General features: G+C 37.1%; 20 protein-coding genes. 7 read left to right on the top strand and 13 right to left on the bottom strand.

The genetic code is table 11. The features are described 5' to 3' along the window. Positions 1 to 66: 66 nt before the first annotated feature. From HF876_RS02545 to HF876_RS02525, 5 genes are all read right to left on the bottom strand, one after another. A complete protein-coding gene (locus HF876_RS02545; RefSeq protein WP_169358476.1) occupies positions 67 to 579 on the bottom strand; it encodes a PCYCGC motif-containing (lipo)protein in 513 nt (170 codons plus the stop codon). 11 nt (positions 580 to 590) lie between these two features. After that, positions 591 to 1,967: a class II fumarate hydratase gene (gene fumC, locus HF876_RS02540; protein WP_169358475.1), complete on the bottom strand. Its 1,377-nt coding sequence runs from the start codon at positions 1,965 to 1,967 to the stop codon at positions 591 to 593. Positions 1,968 to 1,986: 19 nt separating this feature from the next. Then, on the bottom strand, positions 1,987 to 2,922 hold the full coding sequence (locus tag HF876_RS02535; RefSeq protein ID WP_169358474.1) for an HD-GYP domain-containing protein: 936 nt from the start codon (positions 2,920 to 2,922) through the stop codon (positions 1,987 to 1,989). Between the two features lie 382 nt (positions 2,923 to 3,304). Further along, positions 3,305 to 4,846: a flotillin family protein gene (locus HF876_RS02530; RefSeq protein ID WP_169358473.1), complete on the bottom strand. Its 1,542-nt coding sequence runs from the start codon at positions 4,844 to 4,846 to the stop codon at positions 3,305 to 3,307. 15 nt (positions 4,847 to 4,861) lie between these two features. Continuing rightward, positions 4,862 to 5,374, bottom strand: coding sequence for an NfeD family membrane protein (locus HF876_RS02525; protein ID WP_251553297.1), 513 nt, complete (start codon positions 5,372 to 5,374; stop codon positions 4,862 to 4,864). Between the two features lie 269 nt (positions 5,375 to 5,643). On the opposite strand from HF876_RS02525, the gene HF876_RS02520 reads away from it, so the two are divergent. Further along, positions 5,644 to 6,264, top strand: a complete 621-nt coding sequence (locus tag HF876_RS02520; RefSeq protein ID WP_169358471.1) for a DUF47 domain-containing protein — start codon at positions 5,644 to 5,646, stop codon at positions 6,262 to 6,264. Between the two features lie 11 nt (positions 6,265 to 6,275). Continuing rightward, the gene (locus HF876_RS02515) at positions 6,276 to 7,274 is read left to right on the top strand and encodes an inorganic phosphate transporter (protein WP_169358470.1); all 999 of its coding nucleotides are present in this window, start codon (positions 6,276 to 6,278) and stop codon (positions 7,272 to 7,274) included. Positions 7,275 to 7,313: 39 nt separating this feature from the next. Here HF876_RS02515 and HF876_RS02510 read toward each other — a convergent pair whose 3' ends face one another. Next, complete coding sequence (locus HF876_RS02510; RefSeq protein WP_169358469.1) at positions 7,314 to 7,946, bottom strand: pentapeptide repeat-containing protein; 633 nt, start codon at positions 7,944 to 7,946, stop codon at positions 7,314 to 7,316. Positions 7,947 to 8,101: 155 nt separating this feature from the next. Here HF876_RS02510 and HF876_RS02505 point away from each other — a divergent pair, with 155 nt between their 5' ends. Beyond that, positions 8,102 to 10,234 (top strand): MMPL family transporter, encoded by a 2,133-nt coding sequence (locus tag HF876_RS02505; RefSeq protein WP_169358468.1) that lies wholly within the window; start codon positions 8,102 to 8,104, stop codon positions 10,232 to 10,234. A gap of 385 nt (positions 10,235 to 10,619) precedes the next feature. Here HF876_RS02505 and HF876_RS02500 read toward each other — a convergent pair whose 3' ends face one another. Then, positions 10,620 to 11,228 (bottom strand): alpha/beta hydrolase, encoded by a 609-nt coding sequence (locus HF876_RS02500; protein WP_205963972.1) that lies wholly within the window; start codon positions 11,226 to 11,228, stop codon positions 10,620 to 10,622. 72 nt (positions 11,229 to 11,300) lie between these two features. After that, on the bottom strand, positions 11,301 to 12,320 hold the full coding sequence (locus HF876_RS02495) for a beta-carotene 15,15'-monooxygenase (RefSeq protein ID WP_169358467.1): 1,020 nt from the start codon (positions 12,318 to 12,320) through the stop codon (positions 11,301 to 11,303). A 98-nt stretch (positions 12,321 to 12,418) separates the two neighbouring features. Here HF876_RS02495 and ade point away from each other — a divergent pair, with 98 nt between their 5' ends. Further along, complete coding sequence (gene ade / locus HF876_RS02490; RefSeq protein WP_169358466.1) at positions 12,419 to 14,167, top strand: adenine deaminase; 1,749 nt, start codon at positions 12,419 to 12,421, stop codon at positions 14,165 to 14,167. A gap of 466 nt (positions 14,168 to 14,633) precedes the next feature. On the opposite strand, the gene HF876_RS02485 is transcribed toward ade, so the two are convergent. After that, complete coding sequence (locus HF876_RS02485; RefSeq protein WP_169358465.1) at positions 14,634 to 15,008, bottom strand: DUF3221 domain-containing protein; 375 nt, start codon at positions 15,006 to 15,008, stop codon at positions 14,634 to 14,636. A gap of 12 nt (positions 15,009 to 15,020) precedes the next feature. Next, positions 15,021 to 15,491, bottom strand: a complete 471-nt coding sequence (locus HF876_RS02480; RefSeq protein ID WP_169358464.1) for a hypothetical protein — start codon at positions 15,489 to 15,491, stop codon at positions 15,021 to 15,023. A 386-nt stretch (positions 15,492 to 15,877) separates the two neighbouring features. On the opposite strand from HF876_RS02480, the gene HF876_RS02475 reads away from it, so the two are divergent. Then, complete coding sequence (locus HF876_RS02475) at positions 15,878 to 16,252, top strand: nucleotide excision repair endonuclease (protein WP_169358463.1); 375 nt, start codon at positions 15,878 to 15,880, stop codon at positions 16,250 to 16,252. Positions 16,253 to 16,288: 36 nt separating this feature from the next. Here HF876_RS02475 and HF876_RS02470 read toward each other — a convergent pair whose 3' ends face one another. The 3 genes from HF876_RS02470 to HF876_RS02460 all read right to left on the bottom strand — a co-directional run bounded on the left by HF876_RS02470 (position 16,289) and on the right by HF876_RS02460 (position 18,341). Next, positions 16,289 to 17,281, bottom strand: coding sequence for an NAD(P)/FAD-dependent oxidoreductase (locus HF876_RS02470; RefSeq protein WP_169358462.1), 993 nt, complete (start codon positions 17,279 to 17,281; stop codon positions 16,289 to 16,291). Positions 17,282 to 17,315: 34 nt separating this feature from the next. Beyond that, entirely contained in the window at positions 17,316 to 17,705 is a 390-nt protein-coding gene (locus HF876_RS02465; protein WP_169358461.1) for a thiol-disulfide oxidoreductase DCC family protein, read from the bottom strand. 156 nt (positions 17,706 to 17,861) lie between these two features. After that, a complete protein-coding gene (locus HF876_RS02460; RefSeq protein WP_169358460.1) occupies positions 17,862 to 18,341 on the bottom strand; it encodes a TraR/DksA C4-type zinc finger protein in 480 nt (159 codons plus the stop codon). Between the two features lie 129 nt (positions 18,342 to 18,470). On the opposite strand from HF876_RS02460, the gene HF876_RS02455 reads away from it, so the two are divergent. Continuing rightward, the gene (locus HF876_RS02455; RefSeq protein WP_169358459.1) at positions 18,471 to 19,097 is read left to right on the top strand and encodes a YfbR-like 5'-deoxynucleotidase; all 627 of its coding nucleotides are present in this window, start codon (positions 18,471 to 18,473) and stop codon (positions 19,095 to 19,097) included. A gap of 87 nt (positions 19,098 to 19,184) precedes the next feature. Continuing rightward, complete coding sequence (locus HF876_RS02450; RefSeq protein ID WP_169358458.1) at positions 19,185 to 19,829, top strand: GntR family transcriptional regulator; 645 nt, start codon at positions 19,185 to 19,187, stop codon at positions 19,827 to 19,829. Positions 19,830 to 19,947 lie beyond the last annotated feature (118 nt).

Below are 19,947 nucleotides of genomic sequence, written 5' to 3'. Positions count from 1 at the left end.
CTATAATTTCCTAAACAATAAAAAAACTGCTCCCCTCACTTATAAGCGAGAAGGAGCAGTTATATTTTAAGAGGGCATTGGTGTGTCAGTTGGTTTAGAGTAGCCTTCTTGATAAGCCTCGTCTATGGCCTGGCGAATTTCTATAAGTGACTTACCTTCTTGAACCATGTTAATAGAGGCAACGGCAGTTTCTAAGCACGCTGCACAGCGAGTACCATGGTCATCCCATACTACTTCACCATTTTCTTTAATTTCCTGTACAAAACAGTTGAAGTTACTTCTATGGCCCGCACTATCGCCGCAACCACAGTAACAAGGCATCCACTTGAGTACCTCATTAGCTTTTGCTGCAGCTTGATAAATCAGCTGCATATTTTCAGGTTGTTTTTCTAGAAACTTCGGAAGCACATCAGTTGAAGAAGTAGTTTCCTGAATATCCCCATTAGCTAAATGAGTCGTATGGTCGTGATTATGTTCCTGATGATCCACTTCTTCTGCAGTCTTGTGACTTTCTTCTTTTTGACCACAGGCAGCAAGCACCAACATTAAACAAAATAATAAAAATAGAATTTTTTTCATATATACCTCATTTAAATCATTTTTTCTGGTCTAACAATTTCATCAAACTTGTCAGCAGTTAACAGCTCTAATTCGATAGCTGCTTCTTTTAAAGTTGTACCATTTTTGTGTGCATGCTTAGCAATTTTTGCAGCATTCTCATAGCCAATGTATGGATTCAAAGCAGTTACAAGCATTAGAGAATTATTAACATGATGTTTAATTGTTTCTAAGTTTGGTTCAATCCCTACTGCACAGTTATTATTGAAGCTAATAATTGCATCACTTAATAAGCGAACGGATTGTAAGAAGTTATGAATAATTACAGGCTTGAAGACATTTAATTGATAGTTCCCTTGACTCGCTGCAAAACTGATTGAAGTATCATTCCCCATCACTTGGGCTACTACCATCGTCATTGCTTCACTTTGAGTAGGATTTACTTTACCAGGCATAATAGAGCTTCCTGGTTCATTTTCCGGAATAGAGATCTCTCCGATACCAGAACGAGGACCACTTGCAAGTAAACGTACATCATTAGCAATCTTCATTAAATCAGCTGCAAGTGCCTTCACAGCACCGTGTACATAAACAACGTCATCATAGCTTGTCAAAGCATGGAATTTGTTCTTAGCTGAAGTAAATTCTATTCCTAGCTCTTTAGAAATTTCTGCTGCTACTAAATCTCCAAAACCTTTTGGAGCATTCAAACCGGTACCTACAGCTGTACCTCCAACTGCAAGCTCTTTCATATCTTCCACTGCTGTATTAATCATTTTAGAAGACTTTTCAAGCATTCTATGCCACCCACTGAATTCTTGGCCAAGAGACAGTGGCGTTGCATCTTGTAGATGCGTACGTCCAATTTTAATGATATCCATAAACTGTTCAGATTTTTTACCCAACGTCTCTTTTAAAACGTCAATTGCAGGCAATAACTCTTTTTCGACTGCGAGTACTCCAGCAATATGAAGTGCAGTGGGGAAAGTATCGTTAGAGCTTTGGGATTTGTTTACATCATCATTTGGGTGAAGTCTCTCTTCACTACCTTTTTCCTCTAATAGTTGATTACCTCTATTGGCAATGACTTCGTTAACATTCATATTAGACTGCGTACCACTACCAGTTTGCCATACAACTAATGGAAAATGATGGTCTAGCCTTCCTGCTAGTATTTCATCAGCTGCAGCTGCGATAGCATCTTTTTTTACTTCTGATAGATTACCAAGAGAATGACTAACGATTGCCGCTGATTTCTTTAATAGAGCTAATCCATGTACTACTCCAATAGGCATTTTTTCTGTACCAATTTTAAAGTTTTCTTTAGATCTTTGTGTTTGAGCTCCCCAAAGACTATCTTGTGGAACTTTAATTTCTCCCATAGAATCACGTTCAATACGATAAGACATTTTTTTCTCTCCTTTTCATTTACCACTGATTATTTTTTTCTTGCAACATTTCGAGAAATTCATCTAGAACCTTTGGATTAAATTGAGTTCCTCTGCCTCTCTTTATTTCGAGTATAGCTTCTTCAAAGGTCATAGCCCCACGGTAAACCCGATTAGTAGTCATTGCATCAAATGCATCCACCACAGAGACAATAGAAGCTTCTAAGGAAATTTCCTCTCCCATAAGTCCAAAAGGATATCCTTTTCCATCATACCTTTCATGATGCTGTTCGACAATAAAAGCAGCTTCCCTGATGCAGGAAATTTCATGATTCCTCATCATTTCAGCGCCTAACGTTGTATGCATTTTCACAATTTTCCATTCATCCTCTGTTAGCTTCCCTGGCTTATTAAGAATTTCAATAGGGATAGCTAGTTTCCCTATATCATGGAAATAAGAGCCCAGGAACAATCTACGGACTCCTACTTTGTTTGGATTCAACCTTTTCCAAAGTTCAATTGAATAGTCTCTAATCCGCGCACAATGATGATAAGTATAACCATCCACTTCTTGAATACGGAGAGCATCCCGATGAATAATACCTCTCTCAAGGAAGTTTTGGGTAAAATATTTTTTAGTCATTTCTATTAAAATGTGCACTTCTTCCTTTGCCTGACAAGTAATTAGCGTATTTAGCATGACTAAATCTAGTAGATCACCTGGCCGAAGTATTTTATGTTGGTTCCAGTACACTATTTTTAAACTGCCAGCTAAAATATAATATTTTTCTACGTAATTGCTTTCATTACATGGGTTAGAATAAATCCAGGTAGTGCTTGCAGGGGTGAGTGTATAAAGCGCATAAGAAATATCGTCTGAGCTTCCAATATAAGTTGTAATTGTTTTATCAGTAACTACCCTAGGTAGACTCTGCTTTTCTCTAATATCGTGAATTTGTTCTTTTGTAAGTATCATTGTCCCTCCACAATTCTACAACATTCGACAATCTAACCTTAATTATACATTTAGTTAATAGTAGAATCAATTTCATAATTCTGAAGTTTTTATGAAACACGAACAATCAAAAAAATAATAAAGGCATTTATATGCTTTTATTAAAAAATGATTAGAAATGAGTTTTCCAATTAATTGCCTACCGGGTCTTATGATAGGTCTTCCCTATCTCTATGGAGTATGTATGAAATAACTATTTGTGTAAGAGATCACTTTTGAGTGTCAGCCGGTCACTACCAATTTATAAAAGAAATAACGTTCGTGTTTAATCATGATAGGGTTCTTTATGAAAGGAAATATAAAAAACGGACTTCCAACTTAGGAAAGTCCGTTTTTTTAAATGTTATACCTCTTGTACCTCGCGTACTTTTGTTTCTTCGTTCGCTTTTTTCACTTCCTGTGTCAATTGCTCAATGCTCGGTCTTATATTACCCTTTCCAGCATAGTTTTCTAGCATATTCTTCACATCAATTCCTGAGGAAGCCTTTAGAGTTTCTTGTAGGGTAGACATAAGATTTGTAGCGTATGAGGTAACCTTATTGGCACCTCCGCCTTCTCCTCCACCAGTATCTACTACAGTTATCTTATCGATATTTGAAAGTGGACTAGCAATTTGTTTAGCATATTCTGGTAGCATTTTAACAACCATATCTAGAACTGCAGCTTGCCCATACAGATCAAACGCTTCAGCAATTTTTTGTTTAGCTTCAGCTTCTGCAAGTCCCTTCAGTCGAATTATATCTGCTTCTGATTCACCTTGCGCACGTTGCGAGTCAGCTTTTGCTAAACCGTCTAAACGTACTTTTTCTGCATCTGCTTTCGCTTTTGCCTCAATGCGATATTTTTCTGCATCTGCCTCTGCCATTTCACGAGACTTGGATGCAGCAGCATTTTGTTCAATAGCATAACGGTCTGCATCTGCCTTTTTCTTTACCTCTGAATCATATTGCTTTTCACGACGCAATATCTCTTTCTCTTCAAGCTCAATTTGCTTTTGACGTTCAATAATTTGAATTTGCATTTCCTGCTCTGTTACTTCTTGCTTAGACCTTGCCGTCTCCAACTCATAGGCTTGGTCGGCACGTGCCTTAGCAATGTCTTGCTCTCGTCGGTATTCTGCAACCTTTAACAGATTGTCTTTTTCTGCTTCTGCGATTTCCGTTGCTCGTTCAATTTCAGCTTTTTGAGCTTCCTTCGAAGCCATTGCACGTTTAATACGTGTTTCCTTTTCTGCTTCTGCTGTAGCTATATCCGCATCACGCTTAACTTGTGCGATTCTTGGCTTACCTAGAGAATCTAAATAACCATTTTTATCTCGAACATCTTTGATTGTAAAAGAAACTATAATAAGACCCATTTTTGCTAAATCCTGCGACGCAACACGTTGTACCTCTTGCGAGAACTTATCTCTATTTTTATATATTTCCTCAACTGTCATTGACCCTAAAATGGAGCGAAGATGACCTTCTAATACTTCTTTTGCTTCATTTTCTCTGTCCTGTTTAGATTTCCCTAAAAACTGCTCAGCTGCAGTTGCAATTTCTGAAATGGAACCTCCGATTTTAATAATAGCGGTCCCATCCGCCATAACTGGAACACCCTGCTCGGTATACACTTCAGGTGTTGTAACTTCTAGTTTACTTGATAATAGACTAAGAGGTTCACTTTGCTGGAATACAGGAAATACGAATGTACCGCCACCTCTAATAATCTTAATGCGATTGCCCGAGTCATCTGTATGAACATTTTTAGAGCCTAAGTAGCTCCCTGTAACGATTAAGGCTTCATCAGGACCAACCGTTTTATATTTGGTTATATAGACAGCCAGCATGATTAAAACTACGAATACAACAACCCCTATTACAACTAACATTTCCAAGCCCATTTAAAATCCCCCTTTTTATTTTATAAAAGGCACATATTCTTTTACTAAAAAAGTGCCGTCTTTCACTTCAATTATTAAGACCTGTTTTTCATATTCAATCTCTTCATTGTCTAAACCAGTAGCTCTTTTAGCGATGAGTCCATTTACTGTCTCAATTGTGATTTCACCATACCCGTTTGAGGGTATAGGAACAATAACCTTTCCGACTTGCCCTAGTAATGACTCGTTTGTGTAGGCTGTAGAGACTTCGGCTGAGGAGAGAGGTAAAAGTACAAAGAAGTACAGTAAAAAGGTTAAAAAGATGGATATCCCTACAGCCACGGTAATTATAACGGTTTCACTCCAATTAGTAACTTTAAGGAGAATAAAACCCGCTGCACAAATGAATAATAGAAAGGAGAGAATTGTAGTCGGATTAAAAATCCCTGCTTCCATGCCGTCTATTGCATCTGCAAATAACACATAAAGAATAGTAATAAGACCAATTACAATTAAACCATACAAGAAAATTTGTTCTATTTTTCTCACCACTTTTCCATTTAATAACTTCTTTAGTAGTTATACGTATCTAAATTCAGAAGGTTTCAACATTTTTAATAATTAGTACACTATCATTTTTTTCTATATAAAGTAGCTTTTATTGTCAAATTTTAATCTTTTTTAGACGCTTGAATTGTTACAGGATTGTAAATTTATCGATTTTAAAGTAAAAAGTGTGTTGATTTTGTAAGTTTTTTGGTATGCTATTTGAGGAAAATTCATACTAACTACACCATTTTAAAGTCTAGGAGGCTTTTATGATTAGCTCAAAAAAACAAGATCCTTTTTTCCTATCCCTTTTAAAGATAGCTGAAAACGTACGTGAAGCCACTCATTATGCAGATGATTTCCGTATTAATAACGCTTCAGATTTAAAAGAAATTAGCTTACACCTTAAGAATTACGAAACAGCTGGGGATACATTAATCCATGAGTTGATTGTTATGTTAAACAAATCATTTATGACTCCAATTGAACGTGAGGATATTCTGGAACTAGCTATCCGAATGGATGACATTCTAGACGGAATTGACAATTTTACGGCACATCTTGAAATGTTCACATTAGTTGAAATTGATGAGTCAATGCGTACATTCCTAGGCTATATTGTTAAAAGTACGGACGAGATTGTAAAAGCGATGGAGCTATTAGCTCAGAAGAAATTGCTTAAGATGCATGAACATTCCATTCTAATCAAGGATTATGAACGTAAATGTGATGAGGTGCTTCGTACTTCCATTAAGCAGCTTTTCTTAAACGAAAAAGATCCGATTCGTATTATTCAATTTAAGGATATTTACGAGCAATTAGAAGATATCGCAGATTATTGTCAAAACGTAGCAAATACGCTTGAAACAATTATTATGCGTAACGCGTAGGAGCTTTCATTATGGATACTATTTTTATATTAACGATCCTAGTTGTGTTTTTTGCCCTTGCCTTTGACTTTATCAATGGTTTCCATGATACCGCAAACGCAATTGCCACTTCTGTTTCAACAAGAGCTTTAAAACCAAAAGTTGCAGTTTACATGGCCGCTATTATGAACTTTGTAGGTGCTCTAACTTTTACAGGGGTTGCTAAAACAATTACGAAGGATATTGTCGATCCTTTTACACTTCAAAACGGATCATTAATTATTTTGGCAGCTTTACTTTCAGCGATTATTTGGAACTTAGTTACCTGGTATTACGGAATTCCATCTAGCTCATCTCATACCCTAATTGGTTCTATTGCAGGGGCAGCTATCTCTGCGGCAGGGTTTGGAGTTTTAAATTATGATGGGTTCACTAATATCTTAATAGCTTTAGTCGTATCACCATTTCTTGCTTTAGCAGTTGGATTTTTAATGATGTCACTATTTAAGGTGATTTTTAAACGAGGAAGCCTTTATGGGACAAACAAAAGATTTCGTATCTTCCAAATAGGAACAGCAGCACTTCAATCGTTTACCCATGGTACAAATGATGCCCAAAAAGCAATGGGGATTATAACGATGGCCCTTATTGCTGCACAATGGCAAGCTACAGACGACATCCAGCTTTGGGTTCGTATTGCAGCAGCAACTGCGATGGGTCTTGGTACATCTATCGGTGGCTATAAAATCATTAAAACTGTTGGTGGTAAGATCATGAAAATCCGCCCTATTAATGGGGCAGCGGCTGACTTATCGTCTGCTATGATTATTTTTGGTGCTACAACCATTCATTTACCAGTTTCTACAACACACGTTATTTCTTCCGCTATTATGGGGGTTGGAGCAGCTCAGCGTGTGAAGGGTGTAAAATGGGGAGTCGCTAAAAAAATTGTATTAACTTGGATTATTACTCTACCGATATCTGCCATAGTAGCAGCTATCATCTTCCAAGTCTTAAATTTACTCTTTTAATTAATTAAAACCTCGTAATTAAATACGAGGTTTTTTCTTTTACTCTTTTATAATCACTCCTAACGATTTGGCAAATCCTATAGCTTGTTCCATGGAAACTGTGCAGCCTTTTAAATCCTCAAGGGATACTAATAGGTTTTCATATGTAGTGCTGCTCAAGTCAACCCCATCTAAAGATGTATCCGTAAAGTTAGCCTCATCTATTTCACATGTTTCGAATTCAATATGCTGTAAGGTGGCATCAATAAAGTCTGCATGATTTAATGTACAGTTATTAAAGGATACCTTTTTCAACTTAGAAAAACTTAGATTCAGGTAGTTCGCATGGTTTTCACAAACTCTCACATCAGTTAGCCTCGCATCCGCAAAATTTGCTCCAAAGAGCTTACACGCTAAGAATTCCACTCGATGAAATACTGCCTGTTCCATTACTACATTAGAAAGATCACATTTTTCAAAAATACAATCTATAAATTCCACTTGGTATAAATGTAAATCCACAAAGGAAGCTTGTTTGAAAAGTACTTGATCAAAGATTATCTTTCCTTCTGATTCCTCAATACCTTCAAGCGAACAAACAGTGGAGTTGGAAATATAATAATCCTCTTGTAAAGCTTCGTTTAAATTAATTTGTTCTGGGTTCTCATTGAGTTTTGGAGATGTAATTTTCACTTATATTCCTCCTTCAAAAACTTTCTTTTATCATAGCATTATATTAGCAGTTAAACTTGCTTTCCATTACAATAAAAAGGAAACTCTACCACTGAAACGGGTAGGTTTAACATAAGAGCTATATTACTACTTGGCTTTATCTAAGGAGGAAATATATGAAATTTTTAGCTAACCTGGTGACACGCCATTATAAAGTCACTTTGGGAGTTTGGATCATCCTGTTTGTGGCTCTTGCTTTTTTTGCATTACGTCTTCCATCTTTATTGGAGGGTGACGGCTTTAAAATGGACGGAGAACACCAGCAAGTAATGGATGAGCTAACTGAAACCTTTGATTTACCAGCCGAGACACTCTTCATCGTATTCGATCAAACATCCGATCAAACAATACAAGATACGTTAGATGATATTGAAAACTTAAAAATAGTGAAAGATATCCAATCACCCTTGGAGGATTCTACTCTCTATAAGGAAAATGTATCATACGCAATGTTGCACTTTAACACGGATACCGAGAACATGTCAGAGGTAGTTGATGACATTCGTCAATCTATCGGAAACGAAAAGGGTGTCACTTTAACTGGGGCTGCCGCCATCAATAAAGATATTAACACGGCAAGCCAAAAAGACTTGGCTAGTGCAGAAGCAATCGGTCTTCCAATAGCATTGGTCGTTCTGCTCCTTGCATTTGGAAGTGTAGTTGCCGCTTTGGTACCAATTGCTGTGGGTATTGTCACAGTAGTTTCAGCACTTGGAGTCATGACATTCTTTGGCGAAGCCATGGATTTATCTATTTTCGTCCTCAACATAGTTCCAATGCTAGGGCTTGCGCTAAGTATTGATTTTGCTTTATTACTAATTAATCGTTATAAAGAAGAGCTTGCCGAAAAGTCCGTTTTAGAGGCTGTCCAAATCTCTATAAAAACAGCTGGTCGCTCTATTATTTTCTCTGCACTTTGTGTATTTATTGGGCTTGGAGCAATGTTTGTATTAGAAGTAGAGATTTTTCAAAATATTGCTCTTGGCGGTATGCTTGTTGTCGCTATGGCAGTATTGGGGTCCATTACCCTATTACCAGCCTTACTGATGGTATTAGGTGATCGTATTAATAAATGGACTATCTTGCGTGTGAAGCCTGGTGCCTCTACCAAGTGGAGAAACTTTGCCTCCTTTGTAATGAAGCGACCTGTTACCTTGATCATTGTAGCTTTAGTGTTACTCGGGATAGGTATAATCCCGGTAAAAGAAATGACATTAACCATCCCATCAGTAGAATCTCTACCTAAGGACTATGATTCCCGTCAAGCTTATGAAGTGATGGAGGATGAGTTTAATATGGGGGACCAGTCTACGATTTACGTGGTGGCTGATCGACCAGGTGGCTGGGAAAATACAGATGGCCTAAACACTATGAAAAATTTAGAAGAGCAGCTTTTGAAGGATCCTGATGTTAAATCAGTAGATACTGTCTTTTCGGCTAGTGAAATACCTACCGTCGAACAGTGGGAGCAAAGCATGTTGATTCCAGAGGTTTCAGGTCAGCTCACCCCACTATTGGATACCTTTGTCCAAGGTGACAAATTAATGATTCCAGTTACATTAGGACTTAATGGCTCATCTGATGAAGCACAGGATTGGGCAAGAGAATGGGCTGATAAAGACGTTGGCACAGATATTTTATTAGGTGGTCAACCTAAGTTTAATCAAGAAATATTTGATGAAATTTTTGATAAGGTCGGGATATTGCTAGGAATAATATTGGGCTCTACCTTTATCATTTTAACCATCGCCTTCCGTTCCGTGCTTATACCTTTAAAAGCAATTATTATGAATGTAATTGGTTTAGCCTCCACGTTTGGCATACTTGTTTATATATTTCAGTATGGCCATTTTGGTTTAGAGGAAACGACCATTGCCTTAATAATTCCAGTCATTGTTTTCAGTTTAGTCTTTGGGCTAAGTATGGACTATGAGGTATTCCTCATCTCCCGTATTCAAGAGGAGTATATGAAACATCACAATAATACGAAAGCAACTGTAGATGGATTAACCTCCACTAGTAAAATAATTACCTCTGCAGCATTAATTATGATTGTTATCACCGGTGCATTTGCCTTCACAGAGGTTATGCCAGTCAAGCAAATTGGTATCGGAATAGCTATAGCCGTGGCTATCGATGCTTCAATTATCCGCTTACTATTAGTTCCAAGCTTGATGAAACTTTTTGGTAAATGGAACTGGTGGCTACCTTTTAGAAAGGGACCTTACAAAGCGAAAAACTTCCATTAAAATTGAAAGTCAAAACTTAAACACAACAAAGAGACCGGGACAAAACTCTACTCCAAATTAACAGCCTCAAAAATTTTACAAGGGGCCATCTATTCGAATTATCAGTAGTTGTTTTCCGTTACAGCGACGCTTTCCGGGGGCACGGCTTCAATCTCCTCGTCGCTTTGCTCCTGCGGGGCTTTCAGCTCGCGCTGTTCCCCCAGGAGTCGCCGCTTCCTCTTCAAACAACTAAAGTAGAAAGTTTTTCATACAGGAAACGGATCGGCCTAATAATAAAGTAAAAACGTGAAATCGAGTTTTCCGGTTTCACGTTTTTTATTGAGAGACTAGTTATGTCCCAGCCTCTTTGTATTTTATAAAATAGTTAGTTCACAGGTCAGTTCCTCTAGAAATTTGCTTTATACCATTCCTTTGCAGCTTGTACTTCGCTTTGTGTTAACTGATGACCGTATTCATGCCAGTGCATCTCCACACTAGCGCCTGCATTCTGCAATAAGTCCTTCAGTTCTTCAGATTCAGCTGCCGGGCACATAAAGTCATTCTTTCCTGCCCCAATGAATACAGGAGTACCTGACATGACTGGTATCTCTACTCCACGCCTCGGCACCATCGGATGATGGAGAATCGCACCTTTTACGACATCCTTATATTCAAATAAAAGGTTCCCTGCAATGTTAGCTCCATTAGAATAACCAATCGCTACTACTTGATCACGATCAAATTTATAGGTTTGAGCTGCTTCATCTAGGAAGCTTTTTAATTCCTCTGTACGAGCCTGCAGGTCCTCGAGATCAAAAACCCCTTCCGCAAGACGTTTAAAAAACCGAGGCATTCCGTTTTCTAACACATTCCCTCGCACACTCAGAATATTAGCTGAGCTGTCTATCTCTTTCCCTAGTCCAACTAAGTCATGCTCATTACCACCTGTACCATGCAATAACAATAAGGTCGGTCTCGAAGAATCCTCCCCTTGAAAATATAAATGCTTCATCATTAAAAGCTCCTCTTTTATCTCGAATTTGAGATAATTATAGCCAACATATATTTTCTCGTCAAATGATGCGCTTCACGTTGTTTCTAATATTTCCCTCAGCCTTTGTGGTTCATCTACTCGGATGGCAAACTGCGTAACTACTTTTTCCTTCCCCATGAACATTGTCGCCTCTATGGGTTCATGCAAGTGGATTAAGACTTGAGGTTCTAATGGTTCAAAATCACGATACATAAATTGAAGTGTGTGCTTATCCGGAACAGCTACATCCCATTCTACATTCTTAATCAGATGTAGCGGGACAACAATTCGAGCACTAAGTCCTTGTGTCACATACAGGTTACCGTTTTTTATCTCTGCGGGGTGTAAACGTGTTACTTGGATATCAGCTAGGAAATAGAAAACACTATAAATATTAAAGACCAATAACACGAATGACAGCAGAATCGATTTGTCGTGTAGCCACCAATGAAGCCCAATTGTTTCTATAATAATTGCATGTATAATCATTACATTAAAAGCAATGTAGCTTGTTTTTTTATGTAAGGTAATTATATTCGGATGACTAGGGGCCTTCTTTTTCCATGTAAAAATTGCATAATAAAACATTAAAAATTCAGAAACGATAATACGTATAAGAATATTTTTTGTAACTACCTGTTTAATAGAAGGTATGAGGCTAAACAATGGCGAAGTTTTCATATCCGTCATGGAAGCTTTAATTTTTGGGGTTTTATAAATGACTAAAACTATTAAACTTAACTCTGCCAAAATCAAAAGTGCTTCAAAAACAATTCCCAGATATAGAATTCCTTTAAACGGGGAAAACAATTCAGAAGGTATAAAAAATCTAGCAATAACTAATCCTCCAACCATAAGACCTATTACTTGTTTGAAGGAAATCTTAAAGATTGCATAAACGAGTAAAGGTGCAACAATTGCTAAATCTATAAGAGACCCAATAGCAACTCCACTATTAAGCTGAAGTGAAAAGAAATCCTGCACTTGTGGTCGATACACTAGAAAATTAGAAAGAAGTACTAGCAGCAAAAAAGCTAAGGCTATATTCGCAGTCTGTGTTTTTCGATAAACCATTTCAATCCCCCCTGTACGATTATATTTTAATTATAACTTTCCTTATAATCCCAGCACTACTATAATTAATAAAATATTCAAAAAAGGAGCACAAATTTGTGAACATTCGTGTAGAACAACTAAAAGAAAGAATTTTAGCCTCTCAAGGGAAAGAACAAGCTGATTTCATTCTTCGCAATGCGAAGATAGCAGATGTATTTTCATTAGAATGGAAATTAGCAGACATTGTTGTGACAAACGGTCACATCGTTGCAGTGGATACAACTGGAGCATTTATAGCAAAGGCTGAGCAAGACGCTGAAGGTAAGTATGTCGTCCCCGGTCTAATTGACGCTCATATACATATTGAATCTTCAATGGTAACCCCATTAGCATTTAGTCGAATCCTCCTTCCACATGGTGTCACAACAGTTATTACAGATCCTCACGAGATAGCCAATGTCTCCGGAGCTGACGGGATTCAATTTATGATAGATGATTCTTTAAAAAGTGAGATGGATATTCATATTATGCTACCCTCTAGCGTCCCAGCCACACCTTTTGAACATGCCGGAGCCGTCCTAAAAGCTAAGGAGCTACAACCTTTCTTAACTAAGGAGAAGGTCCTTGGGTTGGCTGAAGTAATGGACTTCCCTGCTGTCCTTTCGGGAGATTCTGATATGTTAGACAAGATTGCAATGGCCCTTGAAGCTAATGTTCCTATAGATGGTCACGGTGCTGGACTTAAGCCAAATCAAATTACAGGCTACCGAGTGGCAGGTATCCATACTGATCATGAATGTATAACGGCAGAAGAAGCATTAGATCGAGTAGCACAAGGTATGTATGTTTTAGTTCGGGAAGGATCTGCAGCCAAAAATTTAAGAGATGTACTGCCCGCTGTAAATACACAAAATGCACGTAGATTTATGTTTTGTACGGACGATAAGCATTTGGATGAATTGATAGAGGAAGGAAGCATCGACCATGCCATACGTCTAGCTATCAAGGAAGGAATGGAGCCATTACAAGCAATTCAATTAGCAACATTAAATGCCGCTGAATGCTACAAATTGTATAACAAAGGTGCCATAGCTCCAGGTTTCATTGCAGACTTTTTTATGATTGATAGCCTGGAATCCTTTCGTGCCATTTTCGTTTGGAAGAATGGACTAAAGATTGCTGAAGATAACAAAATGCTAAAAGTAAATGCTTCCGAAGATTACTTACCACAGCATATTGCAAATACTGTTTCATTACCAACGCTTTCAGTAGCTGACTTTTCCATCCCCTTAACCAATGATGGAACCGCAAATGTTATTGAAATAATGCCCAATCAAATTACAACTCGTAAAAAAGTGCTAAAGGTTCCTGTAATAGAAGGTTTCTTCACTCCTTGTACAGAACATGATTTACTTAAGCTAGCAGTAATTGAGAGACACCAGGCCTCAGGGAACATTGGTCTTGGAATTGTGCACGGGTTTGGTATTAAGATGGGTGCAATAGCAACTACTATCGCTCATGATTCACATAACATGGTTGTACTTGGGACAAATGATGAGGATATGCTTGCAGCCTGTAAACATTTAGAGAGTATACAGGGTGGGGTTGTAATCATAAATGATGGAAAGGTATTAGCTTCCCTCTCCTTACCTATAGCAGGTTTAATGTCCGATAAACCTGCAACGCAAACTGCTAAAGAGTTAAAAATTTTACATGAATCATTAATCTCCATTCATCCGAACTTAGATTTCCACTTATTATTAACTTTGTCATTTGTAAGCTTACCAGTTATACCTGAACTAAAATTAACTGATACCGGGCTTTTTGATGTAGTTGCCTACAAGCACATTCCAATTCAGGCATAGGTTCATTCTCCCCTAGAGGAGTCAACTCGTTTCCTATAGGCTTTGAGCAGACTTATTCAATATCATCTCCATATAAAAGGGCGTGGTCGTCACTATCTTAATGACCACATCCCACTATTGTGTTTTATGGATTAGCTAGTCCCTCCCTCTTGTTTTAATTGTCTAAAGTTTACTACTAAAATCCTTAACGCTCTTGCATACCTCACTTCATTTTTTAAATAAAAAGGGTAGGGTTGATTTATAATGTAAGGAAATCTTAGATTAGAGAGTAGAATTGATTTTTCGCACCAGCCGGACGCTTTCCTCGGGGTGAGCAATAAGTAGAAATATATTTAATGTATTGATAAAGCGGTTTATGGTTTACAGTCACTATAAAAAAAGAATTGTTAGTCAAAATCAACCAATAACTTTAACAAACTAATAAAAAAAATTCCCCATAGCAATTGGCGCTATGGAGAACTTTAGATTATTCTTCTACTTTTTCAATCGTTTTAGCTTCACCTGATGCTGGATGAGATTCCTTCAGGGATTCATATCCGACTTTGACTAGATCATACAATTCTAACTCATTGCGCTGAGCCATCGAAATATTAAACCAAGTAGCACTTTTCCCAGCTTCTAGTGCTTCTTCTACCGATAAAGTGCGCGCTTCATCTTCACTTAAATCTTCTACAACAAGAATACCACTATCCTTCGTGTCTATAATAATCCCAGTGATATAGCCAATTGGCTGTGCTTGAGTAGGATTATTCTCAAAGAAGTTCATGATGAAGTAAAAGGTCGTTCCAATTGCGATGAGTAAAATCCCAATAATAATTACTACCGTTGTTTTACCTTTCATACAAAAACCTCCTTATCTTTTTGCAGTAAGACGGAAGCCTTCTTCTAAAAGATATGCTTTTGCTTCATTGTAGGTGCCAAAGCTCTCCTCTAGGTTATAACCATGGTAGACATTCCAAAGAGTATCCTCTTGTAAAAGAGTTAGCTTAGAGCTTTCTTTGTTTGTCCACTCCTCCTCTACTTCTTCGTCAATCAATTCTTCTTCCTCAGTCGCTAAATAGGCAATAGAATCTTTAATCATTTGGCGTAGCTCATCCGCTGATACTTCTCTAATATTAACTAATCCTTTTTCTTTTGCTTCATATTGTGGAAGATCTCCAACATACACAAAGCCATTGCCATTAGGATGTAGATGGTAGATTACAGTTGTTTTATCATATAAGCTTTCTTCATAATGGTAGTTAACTCGCTTCATCGATACTTCTTTACGTGTTAGTTCGGGAAACTCTTGAATAATTGCTTCTTTCTCTTCAAATGTTAGCATATGATTCCTCTTTCTTTTCTTATCTTTAGTTTATTATTATAGCATAAATTCTATCCTCTTCGTGTCCACCACTCTGCTACTATTATAAAACAAATGACAACCGCAATTGCCACAGCAAAAAACCAATCAGGTATGCTTCCCATTTTTTATATCCTCCTAACACACCCGCACTGTCTACGGCGAATATATTCTTATTCTGTTCCGGAGAAACAACTCTCCTTCTATTCTAGCCGGCCTCTACCTTATTATCCTTATAATTACTATACTTGTTCCTATCGATTATATTCACTTTATCTTACTTTAAATTTAATCCCGTCTCTTGCGAATAGATATTACTGCTAAAATGTGATAAACTAAAGGACAGACAATAAGAGGACGTGAGAGAAATGATTAAAATTGAATTACCAAAACCAACCGTTACTATTACACAACGCACGCAAGCCCTTAAAGAAGGGGAAGTTGAAATCCCATCTATTTATGGATTTATCGACTTCCACCAAATCCCTCGTGATAAAGGCGGCATCTTTATGTTTTATAACAAAAATGATGAGCTATTATTCGTAGGAAAAGCGCGTAAAATTCGTCAACGTATTAAAAAACATTTTGAAGATAATGTTTCCCCGATGATTAAACATCGCGACGAAGTATACAAAATTAGCGTGTGTATAGTTGAAGAGGCTATGGATCGTGAAATATATGAAACATATGCAATTAATACCTTAAAAGCTAAATATAATATCGATAAAGTATTTTATAAGTAAGATATCTCATGCCTCCTAAACGAGGCATGGGATTTTTTATTTTGTTTCTTCAAAAATACTCGTACTGTGCTTTGGCTGTACTCTTGCCTTTGGATCTAATGATGCCTTAATATGGCTAATTGCATTGGGAACTTCACCAAATCCAACTGCAATTAGCTTTACTTTACCTGCGTGTGTACACACATCACCAGCAGCATATATGCCTTCTATACTTGTTTCCATTTTTTCATTCACTATTACCGAATTCTTTTCCATTTCTAGACCCCAGCTTTTAAGCGGTCCAAGAGATGCTACGTTGCCATAGTTGACTAGCACATGGTCTACAGGAATTCTTTCCTCTACTTTATCCTTGCTCACTACAACAACTTCTTGGATATGTTCTCCATCACCAACTAGTTCTTTGACCGCATAGGAAGTTTTAACATGTACTTTTGAATCTTGAAGCTGTTGTACGGATTTTTCATGAGCCGTGAATTGCTCACGACGATGGCAGAGGGTTACTTTTGAAGCAATATTCTCTAACATTAACGACCAGTCTAGGGCAGAATCTCCGCCGCCTAGTACTAATACATTAGAATTTTGAAAGTCATTTAAGTCCTTTACTTTATAATATAAATTTTTACCCTCATATTCCTTAGCTCCCGGAACAGTTAATTTACGTGGTTGAAATGAACCTACACCAGATGTCAAAAGGATTGTTTTGGAGTAATGTGTATCTTTGTCAGTTTTCAATATAAAATATTCATCGTGTTTTTCTAGCTCGTTTGCGGTTTCCTCTAAACATATGGTTGGATCACTATAGGAAGCCTGTTCAACTAAATTTGCCACCAAATCCTTTGCCAATATTTTGGGCAAGCCACCAATATCATATATATACTTATCTGGGTAAAGCTCCATTAGCTGTCCACCTAGCTCTGGAAGGCTATCAATTATTTTCACCTTTAAATCACGGAGCCCCGCATAAAAGGATGCAAACAATCCAGTTGGACCTCCCCCTATAATTGTTACGTCATACACTTCATGTTTCATGTTGAACAATCACCTCATTAATCTATTATTTACTTTATAAGAAACGGCTTCGTACTTCTGGAGAGGGTATCATACAGCTCTCCTTTTTACCAAACCAACGATAACGATTTTTTGCGATGAATTTGTAAACACTGTTTCTAATTGGTTTAGGAACAAGTATAAAAATATAAAGATACCTCCATAAACCACTTAAATTTCTACACACTCTTAACGCTCCATCGGAAAATTTGTAGACTTTTTCATCTTCTATCAAGATGAAACTATCGATGTGATTCGAGATACCATATTTTTCTTTCAATTTCACTCCCGCATCACTTTGAAGTGCAGCAAACTTAAAATAACCACGTGTGTCTCGTTTTATTATAAATTGAACACTGGAATCACAAAAATTACATTCTCCATCAAACATAACGATAGCTGCCATTTAATCTTCCCCCTTGCTTCTAGTGTATCAGAAAGAATTTGGACTGTTAAATGACAGGGGCTAAATTCTCTTAATACTTTTGACGGAGAGAATAGAGCGCATAAAATAGAAAAAAAAGATGCCCAATAACTTTGGAAATGGCATCTTTTAATTAGTTTATTTGTCTTGCGGAGTATCTGATGAGCCATAGGATTCTACATCCTCGAAGCTATTACTGTAGTCTCTAAGTTCTTTTTCTTCCTGTTCTACTGGACGGTCTGTATCAGGTTTTAATATATCTTCTTCGACTGGACGGAAGTCTTCTATCTCCTGTTGGGCGTCCTCAATACAGGTTAATGCTGTTGGCTTAGCTTCTAACCGTTCAATAGGGATTTGCTTGTTACATACCATACATTTTCCGTAAGTTCCCTCATCCATAGCCTGAAGCGCAGCCTTTATATCTTCTATTTCCTCTTCATTATGCTTTCGTATGGCTAATCTCGTATGCTGGTCAGTTAAATCCGTTGCATTATCTGCAGGATGATTATCGTATTGGGATAACTCCGTTGTTTCAAATTCTTCATCGCTATTTAAACTTTCCTCTAATTCTTTAAATCGGTTAAGTAATTCCTCTTTTAGTTTTTCATATTTGGCCATGTCAATTCCTCCTTAGGTTAGTATAGGATTACCCGAAAGTCGGGAAAATAAAACTAAATCGATTCGCTAGAGTTTCTCTTACATAAAATACGGATATGTTAGTAATATATAGAAAAGGAGTGATTGTAAATGGGAATTCACCGTTTTTTTATGAGCATGAATGAGTTGGAGAGAATTATACGAGCACCAGGAAGGTTCAAATATGAAGAGCATAATGTAGCAGCCCATTCTTGGAAGGTCGCTCAATATGCAATGTTCTTTGGAACTATAGAGGAAAATCATGGAGCGACAATTAACTGGAAATCTTTGTATGAGAAAACTATTAACCATGACTTTGCAGAGATTTTTATAGGTGATATTAAAACACCAGTAAAACATGCTTCTCCTGAGTTAAAACAAATGCTTTCACACGTGGAAGAGAAAATGATGGAAAAATTTATACTAAATGAAATACCTGAAGAATTCCAACCTGTATTTTTTGATCGAATGAAAGAGGGTAAGGACGAAACAATTGAAGGTCGTTTGCTAGAGCTAGCAGATAAAATGGATCAGGTTTATGAAGCTTTTACAGAGCTACAGCACGGCAATACTGACCCAGAATTTATCAAGATGTATGAGACTGCATTAAGAAAGATATTACACTTACCACTTAAAGAAAGTGTTACCTATTTTAAGGAAGTCATGCTCCAGGATATTATTGCTGAGGAATCTGTCATAGACGTTAAAAATATTACGTTAAAAATTTTAGTAGAATAAGGAAAATTTTTCAATAAAACCTGCGATATATTGCATAATATAGTGTATAATATGAAACAACTAATACTTTTTGAAGGAGGTTGTTTTATGCCTATACCAATTGACCATACCAAACCAGTACGTACTACCGCTAAGCTACATGCGTTCAATCAGCTACAACAATGGATTATCGATGGTACTCTTCAACCAGATGAGAAGCTAAACGATATAGAGCTAGCACAAGCTTTAGGTGTTAGTCGTACACCAATAAGAGAATCACTTCAGCTATTGGAATCCCAGGGCTTTGTATCCATGCAACCAGGAAGAGCAACACAGGTTACTCCTGTGGAACCGGAGGACATTTATAATTTACTCCCTCCTTTAGCAGCATTACAAGCGCTCGCAGCTGAACTTGCAACTCCTAATATGGACGAAGAAATTTTAAATATGCTCGAAGAAAAAAATAAAGAATTCGCAACGGCGCTGCAAGCTAAAGAATTTACAAAAGCACTAAAAATTGATGAAGAATTCCATCAGCTGATTGTGGATCGTGCGAATAATCCATACATATTCTCTATGGTAGAAATGCTCCAGGCTCATGTAAGAAGACTTTATTATTACGAAAAAATTAATTTAAGAGAGCAATCAATTAAACAACATCAAGAATTAATTCAGTTATTTAAAGACAAGGAAGTTTCAAAGCTTACAGAAGTAATGCGCGCTAACTGGATTTATACGATTGAAGAATTTTAATTACCTTAAAAAAATAGCTTTGTTAAAGTTATTGGTTTATTTTGGATAGACATTGCGTTTTTATACTGACTGTACAATTTAAATGGCTAGTTAGAACAAAATTAGATTATAGCGTGTG

Source organism: Psychrobacillus sp. BL-248-WT-3, assembly GCF_012843435.1.
In the GTDB taxonomy this organism is placed as follows: domain Bacteria; phylum Bacillota; class Bacilli; order Bacillales_A; family Planococcaceae; genus Psychrobacillus.
This window is presented reverse-complemented; position numbering and strand designations above follow the sequence as displayed.